This is a genomic window from Richelia sinica FACHB-800, assembly GCF_014698825.1.
Classification (GTDB): Bacteria; Cyanobacteriota; Cyanobacteriia; order Cyanobacteriales; family Nostocaceae; genus FACHB-800.
In genome coordinates this window covers 42,644-67,796 of sequence record NZ_JACJTT010000029.1, presented here as the reverse complement: position 1 = coordinate 67,796, position 25,153 = coordinate 42,644, and the positions used below count along the sequence as shown (strand labels likewise).

The following is a 25,153-nucleotide window of genomic DNA, read 5'->3' as shown; positions in this document are numbered from 1 at the left end:
TAGAATCCTAAGATTCCCGTTCGACTTGCATGTGTTAAGCATACCGCCAGCGTTCATCCTGAGCCAGGATCAAACTCTCCGTTTTGTTAAGTTTGCTTTTAGCTCTTTCTCTTTTATTATTAGAAAATTCTTTCCGAATCCTCTATAATTTCCTTTGAGTCTTCGCTCAAAGTTTCATTCTCTTGACGAGGATTGGTTTCTTTGGCTTTCAAAGTATTATCTTTTCTCGGTTCAGTTGGGAGCGCGTTTTCTCTTTCGCCTCTCACCTTTATTACTCTATCCCCTAACCCCTCCCTTTGTCAACCCCCTTTGCTTATTTTTTTTGAGCTTTTTTTAGAAGCAGTCGTAATGCCTTGTACAGTACAGCAAGGGTTTTACATTTTCAACCTAAATGGAAGCCTAGCAGACAAGCAAGATTAGAGCAGTAGATGAATACGATGTGAGGTGTTGGCAGTGCTTGTGTGGATAGCTATAGCGACAGCATTGAGGCTGTGGACTGTGCAAGGGTTTGGCAGTCAGTGTTGGCTGTTTGGTCAGTTATTGAAGGTAAATAGATGAAACCTGATGAGATGATATTTTGTCTTTACACTTCAGGCATAGGGACAACGCGCAAAAATTTGACGATTTCGCCTCTGAGTTCTATGCCAATGAGGTATTCGTCTAATGTGAAACGATAAAAAATGCCTTCTTGGTCTAGTCGTCGCAGTTCTGGGAGATGATGCAACTGCCAATTTCCTGACAATGCGACGAAGACGAAATTATATACCCGCTCATAGGCAGCAGGTTCTAAACTTTTCAAGTCCAGTAAAAAAGATTTAGAGTAGCGTATTTCCAGGTTCACTCGCTATCACCTTGTTGACAACCAGCTTGTTAGGATGAGGACATAGGAATTTATAAAAACATTAGCTCTTTGAGTGCTTCATCACGGTTGAGTACATCCCATGGTTGTTGCGATCGCTTACCTTCTTCTATAGCTTTGAGCATATAGCAGTCAGCGTGTAAAGCATAAACCAATTCCCAGACGGCATTGAGGTTATCATCGGATATTTGTTCGATGAGGTGATGCATTCTAATTCTGAGTAAATTCATATGCTGATGTGTTGTTCGAGTACAACAACTTTATTTTTCCCATAAAACAGTGATGGTGAACAGCATATATCTTGGGATGGAAGATCAGGATAAGTCAGGTATAAATATTTTTAGTTGTCTGCCAAGAGGTAGGAAAGGGGTGAAAAATGAGAACTTGTATCAGACGGCTAAGGAAAATTGTTTAACTTATGGGTGTGGCAGATTAAGATAGCAGGGAAAAGAAGAAGGGATGGAAAGTCTGTCAGTGTCTGGTTTGTGTAGGTAGGTTATGTCATCGCTGACCTGACCATGACGATAATTTCTCACCTTTGATGACAAGTAGTGATCAAATCTATGACTGAAGATGGTTGAGTATCTAATTTTTCTGGCAATTTCTACCGCTGTATTTAGTTTGTTTGCCCTGGGACTAAATTTACAATGGGGTTTTACGGGACTAATCAACTTTGGCAATATCGCTTTTATGACATTGGGCGCATATACCACTGTCTTATTAAGTTTAAAAGGAGTACCTTTATTTCTGGCGGTGATTATTGGGGGGATAATTGCGGCATTGTTGGGTTTGGTGATTGGTTTTGCCACCCTGCGATTACGAGAGGATTATCTCGCTATTGTTACTATTGGGACTGGGGAATTAATCAGGTTAGTTATCAATAACCAAGATTTACCAGTGGGAGATAGTTGGGTTTCTGGGGCTTTTGGTGTGCAAAGTTATGTGATTCCCTTAGGGACAGAACCGAATTTACTGTTTCGCTGGGTGATGATTTTTGTCTTGACTGGATTAACTTTGATTACCCTATTTTCCCTCTGGGGTTGGGTGAGAACTGCCCAAAAGGCTGTAAATAACAATGGCAGTAAACTCAGTAGCAGTCAGCAGGAATTTTTCTCACGGTTGGGAGTAGGGACAATTTTTGCTTTATTAGCTGTGGCAATTTATGTTTCTGGGGTAATTAGTTTATATAATTACAATCCCAAGGCCGGTCTGATGGTGCTGTCGTTGTTGGTGTTAGCCTTTGTGTTTTGGCGGTTAGAGATTTTGGTACGATCGCCTTGGGGGAGAGTTCTCAAAGCTATTCGTGAGGATGAAGAAGTGCCGAAAGCTTTGGGTAAAAATGTATTTGCCTATAAATTACAATCTTTAATGTTGGGGGGAGCGATCGCTGGCATTGCAGGTGCGTTTTTTGCTTGGCAACTTAGTGCTATTTATCCTGATAACTTTCAGCCTCAACTCACCTTCGATGCTTGGATTATGGTGATTTTAGGTGGTTCTGGCAACAACATTGGTACGATTTTAGGTGCAGTCATTTACTTTGCTTACGATGCCTTGACACGGGAGTTTCTACCGAAGATTGTGCCTTTGGATGTAGAAAGGATTGGTGCATTTCGGATTATGGTCATTGGTCTGATTTTGATGGTACTGATGATTTGGCGGCCACAAGGTATCTTAGGCAAGAAGGAGGAACTTACCCTTGGTAAATAATCAGTCAACCCAATTACCTCTGTTAGCAGCGACTGGACTGTGTAAAAGTTTTGGTGGGATTCAAGCTGTGAAGGAGGCTAATATTGAAGTTGCTCAAGGCAGTATCACAGGCTTGATTGGCCCCAATGGGGCTGGAAAAACAACTTTATTCAATCTTCTGTCTAATTTTATTCGCCCTGATAAAGGCAGAATTATCTTTGATGGGGAACCAATTCATCAGTTACAACCTCATCAAATTGCCCAACAGGGTTTGGTGCGTACTTTTCAGGTTGCTCGTGCCTTGTCTCGCTTGTCAGTGCTAGAAAATATGTTATTGGCGGCACAAAAACAAACAGGTGAAAATTTTTGGCAGGTGCAATTTCAACCCCATATTGTGGCAAAGGAAGAAAAACAACTCAAAGAACGGGCAATGTTTTTATTAGAGTCCGTGGGGTTAGCCAAAAAAGCCCATGACTATGCTGGTGGTTTATCTGGGGGACAACGGAAACTACTGGAGATGGGACGAGCATTAATGACTAATCCCAAGTTAATTTTATTGGATGAACCGGCAGCTGGTGTGAATCCCCGATTAATAGATGATATATGCGATCGCATTGTCACCTGGAATCGAGACGAGGGTTTGACATTTTTAATTATTGAACACAACATGGATGTGATCATGTCCTTATGCGATCGCGTCTGGGTCTTAGCTGAAGGACAAAATCTAGCTGTTGGTCGTCCCGCAGAAATCCAAACAAATCCTCAAGTTTTAGAAGCTTATTTAGGACAATAGAGTTGGTGTATAAGTTTTGTGTGTATTAACAATTCACTCAGCTACATCCAGACAAAGATGGTGGAAATTGACTACAATCCTGAATAGGGATTAAAAGCAGCTAGATAAATGAATTACGAAATAGCGCGTAAACTCCTAATAGACCAAGGTATATCGGAGAACAATCCAGATACCTTGTTAAATCGTCTAAAACAGGGAAAACCACCTGTTCCAGGTCAAATTACTTCCGTCTTATTAGCCCTGAAAGTGGCTTTTGAAGCTTTAAAAGATTCACTAGCATTGGATAGAGACTTAGCTTATGCCCTCTATCAATTAGGGGTGAAAGGTCAACAATTATTTATTGTGGGCAGAAAAGCTGGGATTGATTGGCCACCCTTGCTGAAGGAAGACTTACAACGTATTTCTTTGGCTGTAGAAAGTATCTTTTCCGGCCAATGGCAAACCATGCCAACAGAAGTTAAGTTAAAAGATGAAGGATAGGTTAATTACCAACCTGTTTCCTTCTGTCTTCCTCCCAACCCTTTACTCCACACAAGATTAGCGGTTTCTCAATTCAGCTTCTAATTTATCTATATCTTCTTTGAGTAAAACGGTCATTTGACCTGTTAAAGGCTTACCTTCCTTGGGTTTAGCGACTTCTACCCAGTAGGCAAAACGATCGCCTAATCGCAATTGTCCCCGTAAAGCTTCTCGAATTGGTGTTTTTGCTAACCTCGCTTGGTTAATCGCACTTTCATTGGGGTACTCGTAAATCACCTGAGCACGATCATAATCTTGATAGATATCCAAACCGTAAATTACCCGTAAAGATTCTTGAAGACGTTGAAAAGAAACGCCATTGACTGCATCAAATAGGCTAATGCGTTCTGTGCGGATTGTACTCCGGTCTTTGGTAAAAGTTACCTTACCCGCTGGCAATACTGAAGCCTGAAAAGTGAATCTTTGTGCTGCTGTATCACTCTTATTCACTAGTAACTTTTCTCCACTGGTAGGGCGGAGGGTGGGATGGGACTGAATCCAAGTTGTTACCTCCTCTGTACTTTGCCCTGGTAAAGCTTGGGCAGGGAAATTAACTAAAATAGAGCCAGAGAGGCAAGAAAGGGAAAATAGAGATAAAAACGGGAATTTACGTAAAGATTTTTTTAGCATTTTTATGAGTACCAATTTCTAGATCCCAGGATTTTAATTAGCCTCAGTATTCAGGGCTATGTCAGTGACTCCGTGTCAGGTAGTTTGAAATTAAAACCCTTTGACAATTTATACCTCAACAAGTTGAAAATGTGTGATTTTTCTGGTGATATGGTGAGGGAAGAGGGTAGAAATGACAACAAGGGCAGACAAAATGCCTACCCCGTAAGAGTTTGACTATTGGTTTTGATTGTATTCACCAACTATTTTCTATCCAAGGGTTGCTGCTAAATCTTGTTCTGGAGTGGTGATGAGTTGAAGATTGTAGGTTTCGGATAGTAGCTTGACAACATTAGCTGACAGGAAAGCTGGAAGGGTGGGGCCAATGCGGATATTTTGGATACCTAAATACAGGAGAGTCAACAAAACAGCGATCGCTTTTTGTTCATACCAAGAGAGTACCATTGACAAAGGCAATTGATTGACATTAACACCAAAGGCATTAGCTAAAGCTACAGCAATTTGAATAGCAGAGTAAGCATCGTTACATTGTCCCACATCCAACAAGCGGGGAATGCCACCAATATCACCCAGATTTTTATCAAAGAAACGGAATTTACCACAGCCTAAAGTTAATACCACACAATCTTCTGGCATTTGTTCCACTAAATCCGTGTAATAATTCCGTCCCGGTTTTGCACCATCACAACCACCCACTAAGAAAAAGTGCCGAATCTTACCTGCTTTGACAGCATCAATCACAGCATCCGCTACTCCTAAAACGGCATTTCTCGCAAAGCCTGTGGTTACAGTGCCTTTATCTTGGGCTTCAGTAAATCCTGGTAATTCTAAGGCTTTATTAATAATAGGAGAAACATCGCTAATACTCACATGTCGTAACCCAGGATAACCCACAGGTCCCAAAGTAAATACTCGGTCTTTGTATCCTTCATGGGGAGGCATGAGACAATTAGTAGTCATAGCGATCGCACCAGGGAAATGTTCAAACTCATGGGTTTGATTTTGCCATGCTGTCCCGTAATGACCGTAAAGGTGGGGATATGCCTGTTTTAGTTGGGGATAACCATATGCTGGTAGTAATTCACCGTGAGTGTAAACTTTAATATCTGTTCCTGCGGTAGCTGCGAGAATAGCTTTCAAAGCTAATAAATCATGTCCAGAAACGAGAATAGCTTTACCAACTGTTTGCCCCAGGGGTACAACTGTAGGAGTTGGATGACCAAAGGTTTCCGTATTACCAGCATCCAGCAGTTCCATGGCTTTGAGGTTCATTTCCCCGACCTTCAGGGCTAAATTTAACCAATCTTCCAGGGTTTTATCTTGAGTATCTAATGTTGCTAAAACTTCATGACAGAATTTATACAAGCCTTCATCATGTTGATTAAGTTCTAAGGCATGGAAAGCGTAAGCTGCAACGCCCTTGAGTCCATATAAAACTGTGAGTTTAAGAGAGAAAATATCAACATTTTGAGCAGATTGACTAATGAAGGCAAATTCTAAATCTTTACCTTGCTGAATTTGTTGGCTTTGGTCACTTGCGGGTAAAAAACTAGTAATAGCGGATTCAATCACCTTGTGACCTGTAGCTTGAATTTGCAACTTCAAACTTTCGCGCAGAGCGATCGCTCGATTCACAAAAGTCATAAAATCAGCAGTAGTAAAATTGACGTTCGTCAATGTTGCAAACAGCATTTCACAGGTAAATTCATCACTGCTGCGGGTACCAATTCCCAGAGATTTGGCCTGTAGTGCTACTTGAGAAAGCCCCCGTAAACAATGCACTAGCAAATCTTGTAAAGCATCAACTTCAGGACTTTTACCGCACGCACCCCACTGATGACACACATCTCCACGGGTAGTTTGTTCACACTGGTTGCAGAACATAGTTCCTTCCTCAAATCTCTATGCTTCCAGCGTATTGATTTCAGTTGAGGAAATCCTTGACTTAAGTCAATTGTGGTTGTGAAGTTTGGTAAAGCTGTTGTTCCGACAAGGTGAATGAATTTTCAGGTTTAAATTTTGCTAAGCGGTTGTACCAGTGATAATCCCAGAACTTCCAAACCCCAATGTTCAAACCAAGGAACTGCAACCCCACAACGCATTTTCGTCAGAAAGAACTTTTCAAAGACTGTTTTACTCCAACTGACCCAGCGTCCTTCCATGGCCACTGCTCGTCTGCGTTTTCCGGTGATAGGATTGGGTAAAACTTGGTCTGCTAAAAAGGCAATTCCTGTATCACCAAAATCCGCTAAACAAAGTGCTTCCAAAGTAGGAGTCACTAAAGGAGCAGAAATTACGCCCAACTCTACACCGATATTATGAGCCACAGCCATACCCATAGCTTCCGTCATTTGTCCTGTTTTTGGCACACCAATGGGAATGGGAGTGATTTCTGGTGGTTTGAGTTGAGTAGTTACTCCCACACTATAAATTGAGGGAAATTGAGGATGTTGATAAGTAGGTAGTACAGGTAAAAAGCCCTTTTTATCACTTAAATCAGGTGCTTCTCGTAAAAAACGCGCTCCCCGAAATGGCGGTAATAGCATAGCGTAAGCATAAGGTAGAGTGCAACCATCAGCCAGCAAAATTTTGTCTGATTCAATTTGACTAATAGCTGCATTTTCAAATACTTCAATTTCTCTTTGGTAAAGTAATTTTTTTACCAATTCCGCAGAATTGGCCATACCGCTAATTCCCAAATGTCCCACATAAGGTTCTGGGGTGACAAAAGTAATGGGGACTTGATTTCTCAACCCGTATCGTCGTAACAGCCAATCTGCTAGTAACGCAAACTCGTAAGCAGGGCCAAAACAACCTGCACCTGGTATTGCTCCCACTACCAAAGGACCCGGATTTTGGAGAAACTTTTGCCAAGCCGTAGCAGCTTTGAGTGCGTGAGCAGGATTACACACCGATTGCACATATCCAACTTCTTCTTGTAGACCTGGTACTGCATCTAAAGCTAACTCTGCACCTGTAGCAATCACCGCATAATCATAGGAAATTACTCTCTCTCCTACAATCACTTGCTTTGACTCTGGCAAAATTTGGCTAACTCCTCCTAAAACCCATTCAATACCTCTATTTTTTACGAGTTTTTCTACATCTAACTGAATATGCTCAAGTGATTTTAAACCTAAACCTACCCAAGGAAGAGAAGGAATAAATGTAAATTTAGGGGTATTGGAAATCAGTGTAATTTGATGTTCTGGTGGCAAAATACGCCGCATTTCATAGGATGTGGGTAATCCCCCAATTCCTGCACCAATTACAATAATTCGAGCCATAGTACCCCCATGAAATAAATATAGCTAGTGCCACAGAGGACTTCCACAACAGCTAAGAAGTTTACTTAATTCTGCTCTCCTGGTCATCTGCGACTGAATATCTCGCAAATTTTGCTTATTAAACTATTTTAGCATATAACTATCAAATGAGATAGTAGTATATTTGGCATTAATAATGGTGAAGATTGTCAGTATTTTGCGTAATCTTCGTGAGAATGTACTGATGATACTCCTACTTGATAAACTGACAGCAATTTTCAGGTAAATGAACCACAAAACAAAGTTTAAAACCCTTTTACAGTCGTTGTATGCAACTTCTCTACTGTGGTCTCACTAGATGAAAACTGCTGTCAACTCAAAACATTAAAATAGGGTATATCACGTACACAAATCAAAGTTCTGGCTTTTGAACTTGATAGTATTTCTACTGATAAAATTCAGTCATAAATTCAATATTTATGCTATGGTTAAATATTCCAATAATTATTAATTTTAGGTATATAGTTCACAAAAATAAACATTAAAATATGATGTTTTTCCGTCCTTTTGTAATTGCTTCTAGCTTAATCGTTAGTCCCCTTGCTACCATTGATTTTGGATCTGCATTTAGTCACTCGACCCATTAGCCAATTTGAATTTTTCTTAGAAACTGATTCATTAGTTGATGTATTAGTTAATGGTAGATTAGAACGGACTTTACAGTTACGAGCAGGACGGCAAGATATCCGCAATTTACCTTTGAATGGGGGTACTAATGATGTAGAATTAGTGATTAAAGATGATGTGGGTCGTGTGCAAAGATTAAATTTTTCTAATCCGGTTGATGGGGATTTATTAGCACCTGGAGTACAGCAATTCGCCTATAGTTTGGGTGTTCCATCTGCTGATATTTCAGGTAATCGCACCTATGATTTTACTCAACCGATTTTGACTTTATCCCATCGTTTATGTATAACCAATCAGTTCACTTTAGGCAGTTATTTACAAGCAGATTTGCATCAACAACTTGCTGGTTTAGAGAGAATTTTCGCCACCAATTATGGTAACTTTGTCTGGTCACGTTCTCTTAATAATAGTTTTGCTTTATTGATTCCAAAAGATAGCGTGAGAGGTCAAGAAATCGGTATTAATCCTAGTTCCGGTGGCTATACCACCCGCATTGATAATTTAGGATTTGGTGTAGTCCCCAATTTAAGTCCTTATAATATTTCTACTGTGATCATTGATGCGCCAAATTTACCTGTGGGAATGGATTTAGGAAATCGTGCTATCAAAATTTTACCCACTTATAGCAGTGGTACAGTGGTGCGAGTGGGAACAGATGCCACAGTTTTCTTGCGAGGAGTATTATTGAATAGTGATGGTGAACCTATTTCTTTACAATCAGCACAGATTGTTGCTGTGGGCGATCGCAATTGGCAACCAGTTACTATATTCACCAATCGAGCAGGTAAGTTTGCTACTTCGGGATTAAAACCAGGACGCTATGAAATTCGCTTATTTACCAACCCTCCAGCCTTGATTCCCTTTGCAATTCCATCTGATGCCAAGGGAATATACAATATTGGTACGCTGAAAATTCCTTCCAAGTAAAGGTTTAATCCCACACTTCACTATTGCTATCTAAAACTTATAGCTCATAGATGTCCATAAATATGATTCCTGTGATGGAGAAATTTACGGATTTTTTCTCACGCAGAGGCGCAGAGGCGCAGAGAGTAAGAGAGGAGTTAGGAGCAGGTTTTTAATTTAGATAAAACAGGTTGGGTGGAAACAATATGTTTATCTAAACCTAGTTTTCTAGGTTTAATTCCGAGTGCTAGTCCGATTAGTTCTGTGATGTAGAGAATAGGCAGAGAATAGGAAACATTATATTTTTTCTCAATATCTGGCTGTCTCAGTTCTAGGTTGGTAGAACATAAGGGACAAGCTAAAACAATACAATCTGCTTCTAGAGATTTGGCTTCATCTAATAATCGCTTGGTGAGTTCAAAGGCAACATCTTCTTTTGGGACTAAAATCGGACCGCCACAGCATTTAGTTTTAGATCGGAAATCAACTACTTCAGCCCCGCAAGTTTGCGCTAATCTATCCATAGACATGGGAAAAACAGGAGAGTCCCAACCGGTGATATTTTCTGGTCGAGTTAATAGACAACCATAATAACAAGCTACTTTTAAACCATGTAGAGGTTTTTTAATCCGGGTGGAAATATCTATATCATTCGCGAGAACATCTACAACATTCCTAACTCTGATGTTGTTTTCAGATACAGATATTCCCATATCTCCAAGAATAGCAGTAATTTTTTGCCGTTCTTGGTTATTTTCTAAGGCTTTAGCTGCTTTGGCTGATTTGTTATAACAACCAGAACAAGCTGCTAACAAATCCTGATTTTGTTGTTGTGCTAAAACGACATTTCTGGCAGCTAACGCCATACCTACATCATGAGAAACACCACCTGCGACAGAACCACCACAACAAGACCAGTCCTGAAGTTCTTGCAGTTCAAATCCCAATTCTTGCATTACCACTTTGGTGGATACATCAAACTCTTTTGCAGTGCTATGCAGACTACATCCGGGATAGTAAGAATATTTCATTTTTGCTCTGCCTTTGTTAATGCTTGATTAAACTTTTCTGGTTCTTGGACTTTTGCTGGTAAGGGGGATAATTTACCTTTGAAGGCTAATTTCATACCTAATTTTACCTGTGCTAACATGGCTTCAATACCGCCATATTTCTGCATCAGTTCTGGTTCAAAGAGGATGCCTCTTTTCTTGATTAACTCCACAAATATTTGATTAAACCGGGTAGAATCATTATTGATACCTTGACGAATAGCGATCGCTTTCACAGCCTCAATCACATCCGCAGGTTGCACACCACGGGGACAACGAGAAGTACAAATTTGGCAAGAAGTACATAACCACAGACTATTACTGTTTAACACCTTCTCCCATTCCCCCCGTTGCACCATCAACACCAAACTTCTCGGCAAAAGATCCATCAAATCTGCATTAGTACAACCGCCGCTACAAGTGCCACACTGCATACAAGCAGCAATAGCCGCATTTTCCCCACCCTCCGCCAAAACCTGATCCAAAAACAGACGGTTCATCTTATCCCCATCAACCTGACGGTCTGTTTTAATGCCAAAAAAACATTTTTTTGCTGCCATTTCCTTACCCTCACTGAAATGATGCGAAAACCCCTCATTCCTCTTATTAATCTCAGGACTCACGCAAGAACCCTCTCAAACTCTCTTTTCTGTGCGTTCTCTGCGCCTCTGCGGTTCGTTTTCTTCAATTAATAGCGCAAGCATAAACACAGTTAGCACTACCAACAAAAGCAGCAACTTCCGCCGCAGCAGACCTACCATCAGTGATAGATTCAACAATAGCCTTCGGACCAGTAGCTGTACCCGCCAGAAAAATTCCCGATCTAGGAGAAGCATTATTAGAGTATTGTTGATGAGCAGTAGTGTAAAAGCGATCGCATCCCACTTTTAGCCCCGCAACTTCTGATAAATCCGAATTTCCCTCCATCCCCACCATTAACACCAACATATCCACCGTCAACCGCATCGGTTTACCGATTAAAGTATCTTCCACCCGCAACAATAAACTACTATCCGGCTTCTCATTCGCTTCTGACAACCGACCGCGAATAAACTGCACTCCATACTTTTCTTGAGAGGTGCGGTACAGTTCCTCATAACCGCGACCAAATACCCGAATATCCATATAAAGACAATAAATTTCACAATCGGGAATTTGTTGTTTAATTTCTATGGCTACTTTGATGGCATTAGTACAACAAACTCTGGAACAGTAATTATTATTTACCTTTTGATCCCGTGACCCGACACAGTGGACAATAGCTAACTTTTTAGGAATTTTACCTGCGGCGGTTTTTACAGTTTGATACTTGAGCATGGCATCTAGTTCTACGGAAGTGATAGAGTTATCGTAGATGCCATATCCATATTCTTCTTTAAAGGCAGCATCAAAATGTCTAAATCCTGTGGCGACCAAAATTGCTGCTGCATCCAATTTTTCACCGCTAGATGTTGTTACCTGAAAGTCGGGTGCTGAACCTTCAATTTTAGTCACGGTTGTATTTTTTAAGATTCTAATTCCATGTAGTTCACCTTTCAACTGGGCAATTATTTCTGAAGCATCGGTAAAATCAGGAAATACCTTATACCAGTTTTTGACGTGACCGCCTAGTTCTGATTCTTTTTCAATGAGAACTACATCATGACCTAAGTCTCTGAGTTTACCAGCAGCAGCCATCCCTGCAACACCGCCACCTATTACTACTACACTTTTATTCATAGTTTTTATCCTTACTTACGTTGTTGAGCAAAAATATTCAATTAATTCTTGTGGGGTAGGCATCTTGCCTGCCCTTAAACTCGGACGGGCTAGAGAGCCACTCCCACAAGATTGGATAATTTACTTGTTGGAAGTCTGTTAGAAGGAGTTTCCCTGCCTCCTACTTTCTTAAAATGGCCGTCTCCGTTCTTCCGCAGTTTTGGATTTGTCGTAGGGAATGCCAATCATATCTAGCAACGGTTCTATAGCTACGGCTTTGGCGTTCAAACCACAATCCTTGAAGGGGTCATAACCTAACAGCAACCCTGTCAGTTGGGCGTAGTCAAGGATACTGACGTTAAACTCTTCTTCCAAGACATCCTTGATTGTTCCTTGTTCAGCATCGAGGAATACTGTACATCCGGGACAGTTGGTAAGAATGAGTTTGCAGTCAGGATGGCTTTCTGTTAAACTCTTTAATTTTTTATAGACAGAACCGGCGGTGTAGTCTCGATTTTCTGGGAAAGCACATTGTCTAAAACCCATTCCACAGCAATGTCTTCTTTCGGGATAATCAACAATCTCTGCACCAAAGGCTTCTAGCATCCCCACTAATACCTGGGGAAACTCAGCCCCTCCCATTGCTTCTTCGGGGAAAATTTTGGCATAGTGACAACCAACGTGGTCTGTGGCTTTAATACCTTTGAGGCTATACTTTGCTTTGGCAGCTAGTTTATGACGATTGGCAAAAAAGACATCGGACGCATGAACTACAGAAGGTCTACCACCAGAAACGTGAGGTATCCACAAATCCCTTCCCGTGGTTGCTTTTAAGGTTTTTTCTGTGTATTCTCTTAATTCTGGTTCTTCTTCCCACAGTTTGATCATTTCTGTGTAGTTGGCAAAGGAAGTGACACAAAAGGAGAAGAGATTATCTACACCTAAATCATGATGAGCAACAGAAAAGTTTCTCGCTGCCATCACCATTTGGGTTTCTAAGTTGGAAACATCGCCATGATAACCGATCGCTCCACAGGAAGTATGTCCTGGTGCTTCTCGTAACTCCATCCCCAGGTCGTTTTTGAGGATTTTATAAGCGATACCTTCTGTGTAAGGAGCAGCACTTTGCAGAAAACAACTACGGAAACATCCCCACACTTTTCCGCCTGGTTCATCTACTGTTGGTACGGCTTTTTGATGTCTTTCCCAAGCTTTGGCTTTTCCTGCTAATTTCATTACTGGTTTACTCCTTTCATGTTGTAATATTGCGTCTGGCTTATACAGCAACTTGCGGGTAAATAAACCACATTTTTTTCTCACGCAGAGACGCAGAGGCGCAGAGAGGAGTCAAGAGTGTGGTTTAAATAAATCGTGTAAAAGTTGGGAAATCTCAATTGGGAACGGTATAATTTCTGCTATCTCCGGTTTCTAGCCAGGTTTGCCAGTATTTCTCTACTTCGGCTTTACTTCCCAGTTTCTTTTCCATACCTTTTTCCACTGCATCCATTAAAGAAACGGCACCGGTGGTTTGATAAATTGCTCGCACTTCTTCTAAATCTTTTTCGGGAATCATCCGGTGGGAACCAGGGCTATTTTCCTTATTCATTGGTACGTCCCACCATTGGCGCATTTCGGCCATGTGTTCATAATAGTATTCCCAGTTTTCACCGAGTTCGGGAAAGTGTGAGGGTGTAATATTTTCTCCCAGCAAGGTATAACCACGTTTTAAGACGTTTTCCCCAAATACCCGTTTGGCGATTAATTGCTGTCTGCCTTTTTCTGATTCTGCAAAGTAACCGTGACGAATGGAAAGACGACGCAAAGCAAGTATAACAGCGGCTGTACTATTACCCCGTGGACATCTGGTTTTACAGGAAAAACATTGTCCGCAATACCAAATTTTGTCGGATTTCAATAATTCTTCAATCAGTTCATCATCTTCTGACTGCACCAGATTCATCACTTCTCTAGGGGAATATTCATTAAACTCTGCGGCTGGACAAACGGCAGTGCAAACCCCACAATTTAAGCAGGCATTCATGCCATGCTGGTACAGAATATCTCTTTTAAGCTCGTTAAATAATTGCCCCATAAATAAAACCCTATAGACAAAGTAATTGGTAATTGATAATGCGTAATCATGACCCCTTGTCTAAAGGTAGGGGCAATGAGATAGATGGAAAGAACGCAGATATTCTCCCCAAAATCCAAAATGGTATACGCGGTGACTGATATCTAGCTTGGAACCTGGAAACTGATATTAACCAGCATTTAAATCGACTTGTTTTTAATATAACCATATGGTTATATATTAGTCAATATACTTTGAGTGGTTTTTGTAATTTTTTAGGCAGGTTTATTTTTGGATTTTTTCTGTCTCTCCACTAGACATTACAAGATTATTACCATATAGTTATACTATAAACAAAAAGATAAGAAGATAATCTATCAGGAGGCAGGCATTATGTTATTTCGCCAATTATTTGATGCAGAAACAAGTACATATACTTATTTAATTGCTGACAGGGTGACGAAAGAAGCGATTTTAGTTGACCCAGTATTAGAACAAGTAGAACGGGATATTAAGTTACTTAAAGAACTAGGACTAACGCTGAAATATTGCTTAGAAACCCACATCCACGCTGACCATATCACTGGAACGGGTAAATTACGGGAAATGACAGGTTGTTTGGGAGTTGTACCAGAAAACGCCCATGCTGCTTGTGCAGACAGGTTTATTAAGGATGGGGAAGTATTGGAATTAGGAAGTATGAGAGTAGAGGCTATTCAAACTCACGGTCATACTGACAGCCATAATGCCTATCTGGTGAATGGTACTCATCTATTCACAGGAGATGCGCTGTTGATTCGTGGTTGTGGCAGAACAGACTTCCAAAGCGGGAATGCAGGTGCGATGTACGATGCGATTACCCAAAAACTGTTTACTTTACCTGATGAAACTTTAGTTTATCCTGGTCACGACTATAAAGGTTTGACTGTTTCCACTATTGGGGAAGAAAAGCAGTTTAATCCCCGGTTGGTAGGACGCACCCGTGATGAGTTTATTGCATTAATGGCGAATCTGAATTTGCCGAATCCGAAAAAGATTATGGAAGCAGTACCAGCTAATCAGCGTTGTGGTAATGCTGCTTAATTTTAGCTCACGCAGAGACGCAGAGAGAAACAAGAGAATTGAGGAGAGAATTTCATGGCTACTTCCGGGTTGAAAACTTTGCAAACTATTGATGCTCAAACTCTCAAACAGTTACTTGAGCAAGATATTGTGACGCTAATTGATGTACGAGAACCTGGTGAGTATGCAGGAGAGCATATTCCTGGTGCAAGATTGGTTTCTCTTTCTCAGTTTGACCCGCATAAGGTTCCTCAAGATGAAGATACAACGGTGGTTCTTTACTGTCGTTCTGGGAATCGCTCAAAAATGGCTGCTCAAAAGCTATTTGATGCGGGTTTTAACGCTGTTACTCATTTAGATTCGGGATTGGGTGCATGGAAAGCTGCTGGTTATGCTACGAAAATTAACCGTAATGCACCGATTAGTTTAATGCGTCAGGTGCAAATTGTCGCAGGGTCTTTGGTGTTTACAGGGACGGTACTGGGTGCTTTTGTTTCTCCCTGGTTTTTGATTCTCAGTGGTTTTGTGGGTGCGGGTTTAATGTTTGCAGGTATTACAGATACCTGTATGTTGGCTATGTTGTTAGCGAAGCTACCTTATAATCAACGGAGCAGTGTATGACGTGGGTGATTGGTCATTTACTGGCTGCCTGTATTGGGTTAAGCTTGGGTTTGATCGGTGGTGGTGGGTCGGTGTTAGCGTTGCCGATTTTGGTTTATGTGATGGGTGTACCACCAAAATCTGCGATCGCTATGACTCTGGTAATTGTCGGTACTGTGAGTATACTCGGCTTGATACCCCACTGGCGAGCTAAAAATGTCCGCTTTAAGACTGCTTTGATTTTCGGTTCTACAACGATGGTGGGGGCATTTCTGGGGGCTAAAATTGCTACCCTGCCAATTATTACCGACGCTGTGCAAATGACCTTGTTTGCCGTGACAATGTTTTTGGCAGCAGTGTTTATGATTCGTCGTAGTTCTCAGTCTGTGATGACAGAGGAAGATTTGGCAGGTTATCCCCAACCAGTCTGCAAGTATTGTTGGTTGTGGTTAATGACGGAAGGTTTAGGTGTGGGGGTGTTAACTGGGTTAGTTGGTGTGGGTGGTGGGTTTGCGATCGTTCCGGCTTTGGTATTGTTAGGAAAAGTACCTATGAAAAAGGCAATTGGAACATCGTTACTCATTATTATCTTCAATTCAATTACAGGCTTTTTAGGTTATCTGGGAAATGTTTCCCTTGATTGGAATTTGATGTTTTCCTTTATTATTGCTGCTAGTTTGGGAACAGTTCCCGGTGCGTATTTTGCTCAATATGTGCCAGCGCAAAAACTTCAGAAAACCTTTGGTTATTTTCTGTTAGCAGTTGCGGCTGTAGTGTTGGTACAAAATCGTCATACACCTCAATCTTCTAAGGTGTCAAATCATAATTCTGCCAAGATGGTAGCCCGGAGTTTTCGGACTAAGGTGTATTGAGGTGTTCTAGCCGAGTTAACCATTTCCCCAGTTTTCAGGGAGATATTTAACCCAAAAAATAGGTACAGAAATTACATCTAAAGTTTCAATAATGAAATCTAGCTTGTAAGAAATCAATTCTGTCATCACTAATTAGATAAACAATTCGATGTTCTTGAGTAAGTCTTCGTGACCACGCATCTGAATCTAAATATTTCAGAGGTTCTGGTTTACCAACACCAGTAAAAGGATCTCGCATAATTGCTTCAATTAAATCAAAAGCACGGAGCGCAGTTTTACGGTTTGTCTCCACCCAATAAACAAGGTCTTCCCTAAATTCTGGATGAAAGACAGCATCCCGAACTTTAATTTCTTGGGGTTTGGGTTCATTCTTCTTCTGTGTCAATTCCCAACTCCTGACGTAGTTCGTTGATACTTTGGGGATTTAAAGTTCTAGTTTTTGCTCTTTCTAAAGCTGTTAAAAGACGCGCTGCATTGTTTGGTGAGCGTAGTAAATGAGTGGTTTCTAATAAACTTTCTAATTCGTCAGCAGCAATTAAGGCGACATTTTCACCTTCTGGTCGGGTAATAATCATTATTTCTCTATCTGCAACTACTTGAGCGCAGATGTCAGCTAGGTTATTACGAGCATCGGTTAAGTTTGTTTGGTTGGACATGGTGGAGTTTTTCCTCATGCTGTAGCTGATATTTTTTAATTTTATCAGTTTGCTTTCTAACCCTTCTGGGAATGAATTCCCAGGCTCATAGCGGAAGTCCGTTTTAACGGACTCAAAGATTAGTTTATAATATCACATTTTAACCATTTAATAAATTCTTCTAATCCTTTAAAAATATTAGAGTAATTTTTTGTAACTTGTAACCGTTCTTCCAATTCTGGAAAATCATTTAATATGTCTTCATTTGCAATATTCAAATAAAATATAATAGGAAGAAAAATTTTTTTGAACTCATCTATAGAAATATGATGATGAGGTTGATCTAGAGAGAAGGGACTTACATGAACAAAATTAGATAGATACTTGTACAAAAACTCATATCTTGCCTCAATTTTTTGTTTGTACTGTTCATATCCATTATTTAACTCTATAAATCTTTTTAAAAGTATTTTTTTATGGCTTATAAAACATCCATTTGTATCAATAACAGCTTCTTTAAATCTTTCAGAAAATAACTGTTTATCTTGAATTTTTTTATATCGTTTATTTTTTTCATTCTCAATTTTTATTTGTTGGTAAAATTCATTATTTATAATATCTTCTTTTAATTCATCTAATTCTTCCTCTAGCACTTGGAAATCTCTCATTATATCTATGTTTTCTGCTTTTAATTTTTTAATCATGTCTTGTTTTTCAAAATTTCCATAAGATTTAAATATGAGATATCTAAATTCAAACTCACTGTCACTAATACCAGCTTCAGATGTTAAATAATAAAAGTTCCTATAAGATTCAAATATACCTCTTGTAAGAATTGCTACTGATGGAAAATCAACATTCTGTGGATCTTCACGACTTTGATTTAACATTTTAAAGATAGTTGTACTAGTAGATTTCATGTTGTACAAAATCTTATACCTTAATTTATTTTTATCATCTAATCTTTCGTATTTTGTGTATAAAAAATTAAAAACTTCATTTGTTAGACAGAGAGATGATTGGAAAATATCTAATAGTTCTGAGTATAGTGCCGAGTAATTCATAACTTGTTATTTTTGAAGGGTTACTGTGAAAATTTAGATCCATGATTAACTAAAAAAATGGGAATACTTGCCAAGAGGATGCTTTCTCAATGCCGTTCAAACATCAATAAGTCTAATCCTAACCCTAACTTTTCCTGCTTAATAAGTCTAAGTATAGATATTTATTTTTGCAATTATCCTGTTTGATTTTGTCTCATAAACATAGCTTGGTTAATCACTAATTTGTAATTAAAAATAATCGAGAATTAATAATAAAAATGCTGATTTTGTGTAAATTTTGAAAAATAATTAGTCTTTTAATTTTCTTTTTCGATTTGGAGGCTTAGTTTGCTCACCTGTCATTGGGTCGAATTCTCCTATATGTTTTTTATCGCTTTTTCTATATTTTTCAACATTGCCTGTTTCCGTATCCTCTTCATATATAAAAGATTTACATTCCCATCTTTTTCTTTTCCCACCACCTCCTTGAACAAAAGTTTTTGGTTTAGTAGAAACAGCATTAGGAAATGCTGGCAGTTTTTTTGTACTAATTCTAGTAAAAGTTTTGTCTGAGTCAGGAGGACTGTTTTTTGTAGGTGGACTGTTACTTGCAGGTGTGGTGTTACCTGGGTTGGTATTACAACTTTGCCGATGCCTTTGTCGCTTTTTGCTCATTGTGCCTTCTAGACAAAAAAGTTGCTAGTGGCACTGAAAAAGGCAAGCTCTATCCTTCCCGCACAGTCCTTGGGTTAGAGTGCTGGCAAGTATTCCATATTGAAAGTCTTACCAGATACCCTCTGCCAGATCGGGAATCCCTAGAGGTAAGACTCATTTTCAAGGTTCGGATTAGACCTATGTAGTTCAGTATAATACAAGAGGTTAAGATGTGCAATTTGAAATTATAAAATTATTACCCATAAGTAGATGATGGATGTAAGTAAATATTCCCAAAAACTCTAGTATGTATATTTTGCTTACTGCAACAGAAACATAAAACAAACGGTATCCATATGAAATTATTGGTTATAACGATTTTGCTATTCCCGAATAATATTTATTGACGTTCCGCTATCAAAACCTTAAAGATATTGTAGATAACCATGAATGTAAAACTTGTTGAGTCATTTGTAGAAATTGTTTCCAAATTAACTCCCCAATAACAACAACTGTTTCAATAAAAGCTGATTACTCAGCATTTAAACTTACAAAATAAAAAACTCTTAACGCCTAAAGAAAGATTAAAAATTTGGCAATGGTGGATAGAAAAATTTCCCGAAAGCTCTGTTAATCTTACTGATGAAGCACTCCGTCGAGAAAATATTTATGATAATTGAGGAAGATGAGAAATTACTTATTATATTCCCATATTCTGCTACTTTTAAATACTGTTAACCACCCATTTTATTTAAACAAATACCAATTAGATAGCCATATAATGGCTTTCCATTCGTTAATCATAATTGTGAACTTTCGTAAAGTTTGCTATCAAATAATTTAACCTATTAAATAACCTGCTAAGAGTCTATAAGCTAGTCATTGCAGCAATTTCGGTACGTTCTTGGTGTTGTGAAAAAATCCTATATCGCCACCACATATAAATATTTTCTGGAGGAATTCCGTATATCTCACTATTGGAAGTGATTATATATATGGACTATATCTGTTTTTATACGTTCCCATTGTAGGAGCTACGGTAATGGGTTTATTTGAGAAATTACGTGGTGAATTTGTAGACATTATCGAGTGGCTAGATTCAACTAACGATACTATTGTTTACCGTTTTGAGCGGCATAACAACCAAATCAAAATGGGTGCAAAACTTACGGTTAGACCAGGACAACTGGCTGTTTTTGTCAATGAAGGACAAGTGGGGGATGTATTTCAACCTGGGATGCATACACTCTCTACACAAAACCTGCCTCTACTCAGTACCCTGATGGGTTGGCAGTATGGTTTTGATTCTCCTTTCAAAGCAGAAGTTTATTTTTTTAGTACCAAAATATTTACTAATCTCAAATGGGGAACTTCTAACCCCCTAACTATTCGTGACCCAGAACTAGGCCCTGTGCGGTTGCGAGCTTATGGTAATTATAGTATTCGGGTGATTGAACCCAAGAAGCTCTTACAGGAGTTTGTTAGCACTGATGGTTTGTTTCAAGTAGATGAAATCAGTGAGCATCTCCGCAATGTCATTCTCACTTCCTTTGCTAGTTGGGTGGGAAGCGATCGCACTCCTCTGTTAGATTTTACGTCTCAGTATCGTAATATGGGGAATAAAGTGCGCGATGGCATCCAAGCTGAAATCCAAAATTATGGCATTGAGTTAACACAACTACTAATCGAAAATATTTCCCTACCACCAGAAGTAGAAGCAGCATTGGATAAACGAGCTTCCATCGGGCTATTAGGAAATATGCAGCAATACACTCAATACCAAGCTGCCAATGCCATAGAACAGTCAGCCCAAAATCCTGGTGGTGGAAATGCAGGTTTAGATTTTGGTGTGGGAATGGCCATGGCACAGCAATTAGCCAATACAATGCAGCCCTCTTTTCAAGCTCCTGCACCACCCCCAGCACAAAACCAAATGCAAGCTCCCCCTCCACCACCTGCACCACCCCCAGTCCAAACCCAGTGGTACCTATCTAGCAATGGTCAACGGTTGGGGCCTTTTACCACTGAACAACTTTTACAACAGGGTTTAACCGGCCAGACTTCTGTATGGCGTGCAGGAATGCAAGACTGGCAACAAGCATCTACATTACCAGAATTATCTTCTGTTTTGGCTGCACCTCCACCACCACCCCCAGTCCAAACCCAGTGGTATATATCTAGCAATGGTCAACGGTTGGGGCCATTTACCACTGAGCAACTGGTACAACAAGGTTTAACTGCTCAAACCTTCGTTTGGAAGAATGGTATGCAAGATTGGCAAGCAGCTACCCAAGTCTCAGAATTAGCTGCTCTCTTGGCATCTGCACCACCACCACCACCCTTGTAATCTCAAATTTAGATGAAGCTGCATAGAATAAAATACCAAAAATAATTGACCGCAAATCAAGATAGTATCAATGATTTTAGGTTTCTTTGCAGCTTCACATACAATCAGCATCAGCTAATTACTTGATTTATCGTCCTTCACTCTTCGCTACTTCCTGCTGTTTGAATCCTAATTATGAATAATCCTGCTTCTATCAATAAATACACATGCTCTAACTGTGGTGCAGATTTGGCTTTTAATCCTATTCAAGGGGTGCTCAAATGTGATTACTGTGGTCATGAAGAAGTAATTAGCCAAACTAAAGAACAACCACAAGAAAGGTCTTATGAAGCACATATTAATAATAGTAAAGTTCGCTTAGAAAAATTATCTGCAACCGCTGTAGAAGTCAATTGTGCTGATTGCGGTGCAAATATTACTTTTGAACCACCAAAAGTAGCTGGTTCATGCCCTTTTTGTGCTGCTAAAATTGTCGCACAACCAAAACTTGCTGACCCAACCATAGCACCAGAAGGAATTGTCCCTTTTTCTCTTGGTCGTCAAGATGCTAGGAAGAATTTGCAAAAATGGATGAAGGATCTTTGGTTTGCTCCTAATGATTTGAAGCAGTTAGCACAACCAGAAAAGATTCAAGGGGTATATTTGCCTTTTTGGACTTACGATACTCAAACTCTCAGTTCTTATTCTGGACAAAGGGGAGATTATTATTATGTGACGGAAAATTATACAGAAAAAAATGACAATGGGGAGGAGGTGACAAAAACTCGACAAGTTAAACATACCCGCTGGACTTCAGTATCTGGTATGGTGAATCGCAGTTTTGATGATGTGCTAGTACCAGCTACCAAATTAGTTGATGTTGGTAATCTCAAAGCTTTGGAACCTTGGAATTTAAAGGAATCATTGCGAGCTTACGAACCATCCTATTTAGCAGGTTTTGAAGCACAGCGATCGCAAGTTACTCTCGAAGAAGGGTTGACAGAGGCAAAAAAGACCATTGACAATGAAATTAATTACTCTGTGAAGCGAGATATCGGTGGTGATGAACAAGAGGTTTATAATATTTCCACTGATTATCAAAAAATCTCTTTTAAACATATTTTATTACCAGTTTGGCTAGCTTCTTATCGTTACAAACAACGCCAATTTCAAGTGCTGATTAACGCTCAGACTGGAGAGGTACAAGGTGAAAGACCCTACAGTACCATGAAGATTTTATTAGCTGTTTTAGGTGGGGCTTTTGTCACTGGAATTATCATCCTGATTATCCTTTGGCTAAGTAATAGATAAGCAGTGAATTTGTTAGTTAATCTTCACCAAATTTTAGAGGGTTTGTTGTCGAGTAACGCAACACAGCATCAATAATTTAACAATAATTCTAAATACAGCAGATTGCAAATCAATGAGGCAAAAACTGAAACCCAAAACTCAAACAGCAACCATGTTTTGTCTCCTGCTTTCTGCTGTATGTTAGACTAGGGAATAACATACCTAAAAAATTACTTATATTTCGTCATATACATTAACATCTTATCTATGACTGATTTAGTAAAAATCATTAAAATAAAATTATTGCCATAGCTCTTGTAAGTATACCCCTTAATCTTTTATATCATCAGAATTATGACTGTTACTGAACGGGTTTTAGAAGTTAAACATTTTCTCCAGAAAACACCAATATTTCAAAATATCCTAGACGAACAATTGCAAGCAGTTGCAAATATCGCTATTCCTCAAACCTATAAAAAAGGTGAAAATTTATTTTGGGAAGGAGAAGCAGCTACAGGTTTTTTCATAGTCAAATCTGGGAGAATTAAGGTTTTTAAAGTCGCAAATACTGGGAAAGAACAAATCCTCCATATATTCGGTACCGATGAATATTTTGCAGAAGTACCCGCTTTTGATGGGGGAAACTTTCCTGCATCAGCAGCAGCAATGGAAAATGCAGAAGTCATATTCATACCCAGAACAGCATTTTTCATGGTTTTGCAGCAACATCCTACATTAGGAATCGCTATGCTAGGAACCTTTGCCCGCCATTTACGACAATTAACTCACCTAGTTGATACCCTTTCTTTTCAAGAAGTACCAGAAAGACTGGTAAATTATTTATTAAAGTTGAGTCAGCGTTATGGTAATGCTGATATTGTCGAATTAGATTTACCAAAAGGACAGCTAGCTGCACTTTTAGGCACTGTTCCCGAAACTTTATCCCGTGCTTTTTATAAATTAAGTCAAGAAGGCAAGATTGAAATCACCGGGACAAAAATTAAATTGCTAATTTTGTGATTAAAATCTAGAAAAATATCAATAAAAAATAGGGATTTAGCATTGCTAAATCCCTATATAAATCACATCAAACTATGATAGATGTAAATTGACTACCAGCCTTTATCAGCTTTGTCGAGAACGTAGGCAGCTACATCTTCAATTTGGTCGGGTTTTAAGCGACCTTTAAAGGCGGGCATGGCATTTTTACCATTAGTTACTTGGGCAATAATGGCTTCTGCTGAATACATGCCATACTTTTCCAAGGTCTCTTTTTTCAGGTTCTTTGCAGCGTTAACTAAGTTCTTGCCACCTGCATGACAAGCAGCGCAATTAGCGCTAAATATTTGCGCTCCCTTTGCAGCATCTGCTGCTAAGGCTGGACTACTGAAGGCAAAGGTGAAGATAGTTATGCCTAACAGTAAAATGGAAATAATCTTTTTCATCTTGTGTTCTCTGTGCAACAAAGGATCATTCGGTGCAATATCCACCCCAATTGTCATGAAGATCATTTACTGCCGTCAAAAGACAAGCTGTCAAACTTCTCGAAAATGGTTGTAGATCAGGGATGGAAATATTAGTCTGTGTGGGGTTTTGGGGACAATGTAAACTTATATAAATGAAAGCTGTAACAGTGGTGTGTATGGATGGCTAACACTGAATTCACTGCTTAGAAAATTAAGGTAAAATGCAGATTTTCAAGGTGAAAGTCTCTCGATTTTCCAAGAGCCGTTATCTAGGCGAGTATAGAGTAAGCGATCATGTAAACGGCTAGGTCTACCTTGCCAAAATTCGATTTCCTGGGGAATGACACGAAAACCACCCCAATGGGGTGGACGATGGACTTCTTGATTGGCAAATTTTGATTGGAATTCCACTAATTGTTGTTCTAATACTTCTCGACTGGCAATGACTTCACTTTGATTAGAAGCCCATGCACCTAAACGGTTATTAGGCGGACGCATGGCAAAATAGCGATCAGATTCTTCCGAGGATACCTTTTCTACTGTTCCTGTAATTCTGACTTGACGTTCTAATTCTGCCCACCAAAATACTAATGCTGCATAGGGATGGGCAATGAGTTCTTGTCCTTTACGACTGTTGTAATTAGTAAAGAAAGTAAAGCCACCTTCATCTGCATCCTTGAGCAATACCATACGCGCAGAGGGCTTACCATCGGGGGTACAACTAGCAATAGTCATGGCGTTAGGTTCTGGCAACTGGGCGCTTACAGCCTGAGTAAACCAAGCCTGAAATTGAATTACAGGGTCAGGATTAACGTCGTTTTCGTTTAAGTCTTGCAGCGTGTAGTCTTTGCGAAGGTCAGCGATATTTTTATCCATTGGTAGGTTTTACCTTGATTTAATTCCCATCAGATAAGCTTATACAAGTCTTGGGGAAAAATATCTATGATGAAAAGAGCATCCTGCTAGTGGCGTTCATTACCTGTTACTGAATTTGAGATTTTAGATTAAATTATGAGGAGGAAAAAAGCCTCGATTTTCCAT

The 25,153-nt window shown here is 39.5% G+C and carries 26 protein-coding genes and 1 rRNA gene; 10 read left to right on the top strand and 17 right to left on the bottom strand.

All coding sequences use genetic code 11. The features are described from left to right. The 3 genes from H6G73_RS17855 to H6G73_RS17845 form a co-directional block, all read right to left on the bottom strand. Positions 1–85, bottom strand: a 16S ribosomal RNA gene (locus H6G73_RS17855); the annotation flags it as partial. 498 nt (positions 86–583) lie between these two features. Continuing rightward, a complete protein-coding gene (locus H6G73_RS17850; RefSeq protein ID WP_190606927.1) occupies positions 584–841 on the bottom strand; it encodes a cytotoxic translational repressor of toxin-antitoxin stability system in 258 nt (85 codons plus the stop codon). A 50-nt stretch (positions 842–891) separates the two neighbouring features. Then, positions 892–1,089 carry a hypothetical protein gene (locus H6G73_RS17845; protein WP_190606925.1) on the bottom strand — a complete coding sequence of 66 codons (198 nt, stop codon included), beginning with the start codon at positions 1,087–1,089 and terminating at the stop codon, positions 892–894. A gap of 343 nt (positions 1,090–1,432) precedes the next feature. On the opposite strand from H6G73_RS17845, the gene H6G73_RS17840 reads away from it, so the two are divergent. The 3 genes from H6G73_RS17840 (at position 1,433) to H6G73_RS17830 (ending at position 3,818) form a co-directional block, all read left to right on the top strand. Continuing rightward, the gene (locus H6G73_RS17840) at positions 1,433–2,566 is read left to right on the top strand and encodes a branched-chain amino acid ABC transporter permease (protein ID WP_190606924.1); all 1,134 of its coding nucleotides are present in this window, start codon (positions 1,433–1,435) and stop codon (positions 2,564–2,566) included. Then, positions 2,556–3,338 (top strand): ABC transporter ATP-binding protein, encoded by a 783-nt coding sequence (locus tag H6G73_RS17835; RefSeq protein ID WP_190606922.1) that lies wholly within the window; start codon positions 2,556–2,558, stop codon positions 3,336–3,338. The genes H6G73_RS17840 and H6G73_RS17835 overlap by 11 nt, the downstream gene beginning before the upstream one ends. Positions 3,339–3,446: 108 nt before the next feature. After that, positions 3,447–3,818 carry a Dethiobiotin synthetase gene (locus tag H6G73_RS17830; RefSeq protein ID WP_190606920.1) on the top strand — a complete coding sequence of 124 codons (372 nt, stop codon included), beginning with the start codon at positions 3,447–3,449 and terminating at the stop codon, positions 3,816–3,818. A gap of 57 nt (positions 3,819–3,875) precedes the next feature. Here the strand turns inward: H6G73_RS17830 and H6G73_RS17825 are convergent, their stop codons facing one another. The 3 genes from H6G73_RS17825 to H6G73_RS17815 all read right to left on the bottom strand — a co-directional run bounded on the left by H6G73_RS17825 (position 3,876) and on the right by H6G73_RS17815 (position 7,774). Then, entirely contained in the window at positions 3,876–4,487 is a 612-nt protein-coding gene (locus H6G73_RS17825) for a hypothetical protein (protein WP_190606918.1), read from the bottom strand. A gap of 249 nt (positions 4,488–4,736) precedes the next feature. Then, the gene (hcp, locus tag H6G73_RS17820; protein WP_190606916.1) at positions 4,737–6,371 is read right to left on the bottom strand and encodes a hydroxylamine reductase; all 1,635 of its coding nucleotides are present in this window, start codon (positions 6,369–6,371) and stop codon (positions 4,737–4,739) included. Between the two features lie 128 nt (positions 6,372–6,499). Beyond that, positions 6,500–7,774: an NAD(P)/FAD-dependent oxidoreductase gene (locus tag H6G73_RS17815; RefSeq protein ID WP_190606914.1), complete on the bottom strand. Its 1,275-nt coding sequence runs from the start codon at positions 7,772–7,774 to the stop codon at positions 6,500–6,502. A gap of 594 nt (positions 7,775–8,368) precedes the next feature. Here H6G73_RS17815 and H6G73_RS17810 point away from each other — a divergent pair. Beyond that, a complete protein-coding gene (locus H6G73_RS17810) occupies positions 8,369–9,367 on the top strand; it encodes a carboxypeptidase-like regulatory domain-containing protein (protein ID WP_206756240.1) in 999 nt (332 codons plus the stop codon). 137 nt (positions 9,368–9,504) lie between these two features. Here H6G73_RS17810 and H6G73_RS17805 read toward each other — a convergent pair whose 3' ends face one another. From H6G73_RS17805 to H6G73_RS17785, 5 genes are all read right to left on the bottom strand, one after another. Next, positions 9,505–10,377 carry a CoB--CoM heterodisulfide reductase iron-sulfur subunit B family protein gene (locus H6G73_RS17805; protein ID WP_190606910.1) on the bottom strand — a complete coding sequence of 291 codons (873 nt, stop codon included), beginning with the start codon at positions 10,375–10,377 and terminating at the stop codon, positions 9,505–9,507. Continuing rightward, entirely contained in the window at positions 10,374–10,955 is a 582-nt protein-coding gene (locus H6G73_RS17800) for a 4Fe-4S dicluster domain-containing protein (RefSeq protein ID WP_190606908.1), read from the bottom strand. Before H6G73_RS17800 ends, H6G73_RS17805 begins: the two co-directional genes overlap by 4 nt. 124 nt (positions 10,956–11,079) lie before the next feature. Continuing rightward, positions 11,080–12,114, bottom strand: a complete 1,035-nt coding sequence (locus tag H6G73_RS17795) for an FAD-dependent oxidoreductase (protein ID WP_190606906.1) — start codon at positions 12,112–12,114, stop codon at positions 11,080–11,082. 168 nt (positions 12,115–12,282) lie between these two features. Continuing rightward, a complete protein-coding gene (locus H6G73_RS17790) occupies positions 12,283–13,329 on the bottom strand; it encodes a heterodisulfide reductase-related iron-sulfur binding cluster (RefSeq protein ID WP_190606904.1) in 1,047 nt (348 codons plus the stop codon). Between the two features lie 154 nt (positions 13,330–13,483). Then, the gene (locus tag H6G73_RS17785) at positions 13,484–14,134 is read right to left on the bottom strand and encodes a 4Fe-4S dicluster domain-containing protein (protein WP_242034237.1); all 651 of its coding nucleotides are present in this window, start codon (positions 14,132–14,134) and stop codon (positions 13,484–13,486) included. Positions 14,135–14,557: 423 nt separating this feature from the next. Here H6G73_RS17785 and H6G73_RS17780 point away from each other — a divergent pair, with 423 nt between their 5' ends. The 3 genes from H6G73_RS17780 to H6G73_RS17770 are packed head-to-tail and all read left to right on the top strand — an operon-like array spanning position 14,558 to position 16,698. Beyond that, entirely contained in the window at positions 14,558–15,247 is a 690-nt protein-coding gene (locus H6G73_RS17780) for an MBL fold metallo-hydrolase (protein WP_190606898.1), read from the top strand. Between the two features lie 54 nt (positions 15,248–15,301). Beyond that, complete coding sequence (locus H6G73_RS17775) at positions 15,302–15,847, top strand: rhodanese-like domain-containing protein (protein ID WP_190606896.1); 546 nt, start codon at positions 15,302–15,304, stop codon at positions 15,845–15,847. Next, the gene (locus H6G73_RS17770) at positions 15,844–16,698 is read left to right on the top strand and encodes a sulfite exporter TauE/SafE family protein (protein ID WP_190606894.1); all 855 of its coding nucleotides are present in this window, start codon (positions 15,844–15,846) and stop codon (positions 16,696–16,698) included. The genes H6G73_RS17775 and H6G73_RS17770 overlap by 4 nt, the downstream gene beginning before the upstream one ends. A gap of 85 nt (positions 16,699–16,783) precedes the next feature. Here H6G73_RS17770 and H6G73_RS17765 read toward each other — a convergent pair whose 3' ends face one another. From H6G73_RS17765 to H6G73_RS17750, 4 genes are all read right to left on the bottom strand, one after another. After that, entirely contained in the window at positions 16,784–17,083 is a 300-nt protein-coding gene (locus H6G73_RS17765; RefSeq protein WP_190606892.1) for a Txe/YoeB family addiction module toxin, read from the bottom strand. Continuing rightward, positions 17,064–17,354 (bottom strand): type II toxin-antitoxin system Phd/YefM family antitoxin, encoded by a 291-nt coding sequence (locus H6G73_RS17760; RefSeq protein WP_190606890.1) that lies wholly within the window; start codon positions 17,352–17,354, stop codon positions 17,064–17,066. Before H6G73_RS17760 ends, H6G73_RS17765 begins: the two co-directional genes overlap by 20 nt. A 119-nt stretch (positions 17,355–17,473) precedes the next feature. Continuing rightward, positions 17,474–18,223 carry a DUF5677 domain-containing protein gene (locus H6G73_RS17755; protein ID WP_190606888.1) on the bottom strand — a complete coding sequence of 250 codons (750 nt, stop codon included), beginning with the start codon at positions 18,221–18,223 and terminating at the stop codon, positions 17,474–17,476. A gap of 462 nt (positions 18,224–18,685) precedes the next feature. Continuing rightward, a complete protein-coding gene (locus tag H6G73_RS17750) occupies positions 18,686–19,051 on the bottom strand; it encodes a colicin E3/pyocin S6 family cytotoxin (RefSeq protein ID WP_190606887.1) in 366 nt (121 codons plus the stop codon). A gap of 1,021 nt (positions 19,052–20,072) precedes the next feature. On the opposite strand from H6G73_RS17750, the gene H6G73_RS17745 reads away from it, so the two are divergent. The 3 genes from H6G73_RS17745 to H6G73_RS17735 all read left to right on the top strand — a co-directional run bounded on the left by H6G73_RS17745 (position 20,073) and on the right by H6G73_RS17735 (position 23,666). Next, positions 20,073–21,377: an SPFH domain-containing protein gene (locus H6G73_RS17745; protein WP_190606885.1), complete on the top strand. Its 1,305-nt coding sequence runs from the start codon at positions 20,073–20,075 to the stop codon at positions 21,375–21,377. A gap of 174 nt (positions 21,378–21,551) precedes the next feature. Continuing rightward, positions 21,552–22,667 carry a hypothetical protein gene (locus H6G73_RS17740; RefSeq protein WP_190606883.1) on the top strand — a complete coding sequence of 372 codons (1,116 nt, stop codon included), beginning with the start codon at positions 21,552–21,554 and terminating at the stop codon, positions 22,665–22,667. A 333-nt stretch (positions 22,668–23,000) separates the two neighbouring features. After that, positions 23,001–23,666 carry a Crp/Fnr family transcriptional regulator gene (locus H6G73_RS17735; protein WP_190606881.1) on the top strand — a complete coding sequence of 222 codons (666 nt, stop codon included), beginning with the start codon at positions 23,001–23,003 and terminating at the stop codon, positions 23,664–23,666. Positions 23,667–23,758: 92 nt separating this feature from the next. Here H6G73_RS17735 and petJ read toward each other — a convergent pair whose 3' ends face one another. After that, positions 23,759–24,091 (bottom strand): cytochrome c6 PetJ, encoded by a 333-nt coding sequence (gene petJ / locus H6G73_RS17730; RefSeq protein WP_190606879.1) that lies wholly within the window; start codon positions 24,089–24,091, stop codon positions 23,759–23,761. A 252-nt stretch (positions 24,092–24,343) separates the two neighbouring features. Then, positions 24,344–24,988, bottom strand: coding sequence for a pyridoxamine 5'-phosphate oxidase (gene pdxH, locus H6G73_RS17725; RefSeq protein ID WP_190606877.1), 645 nt, complete (start codon positions 24,986–24,988; stop codon positions 24,344–24,346). Between the last annotated feature and the right edge of the window lie 165 nt (positions 24,989–25,153).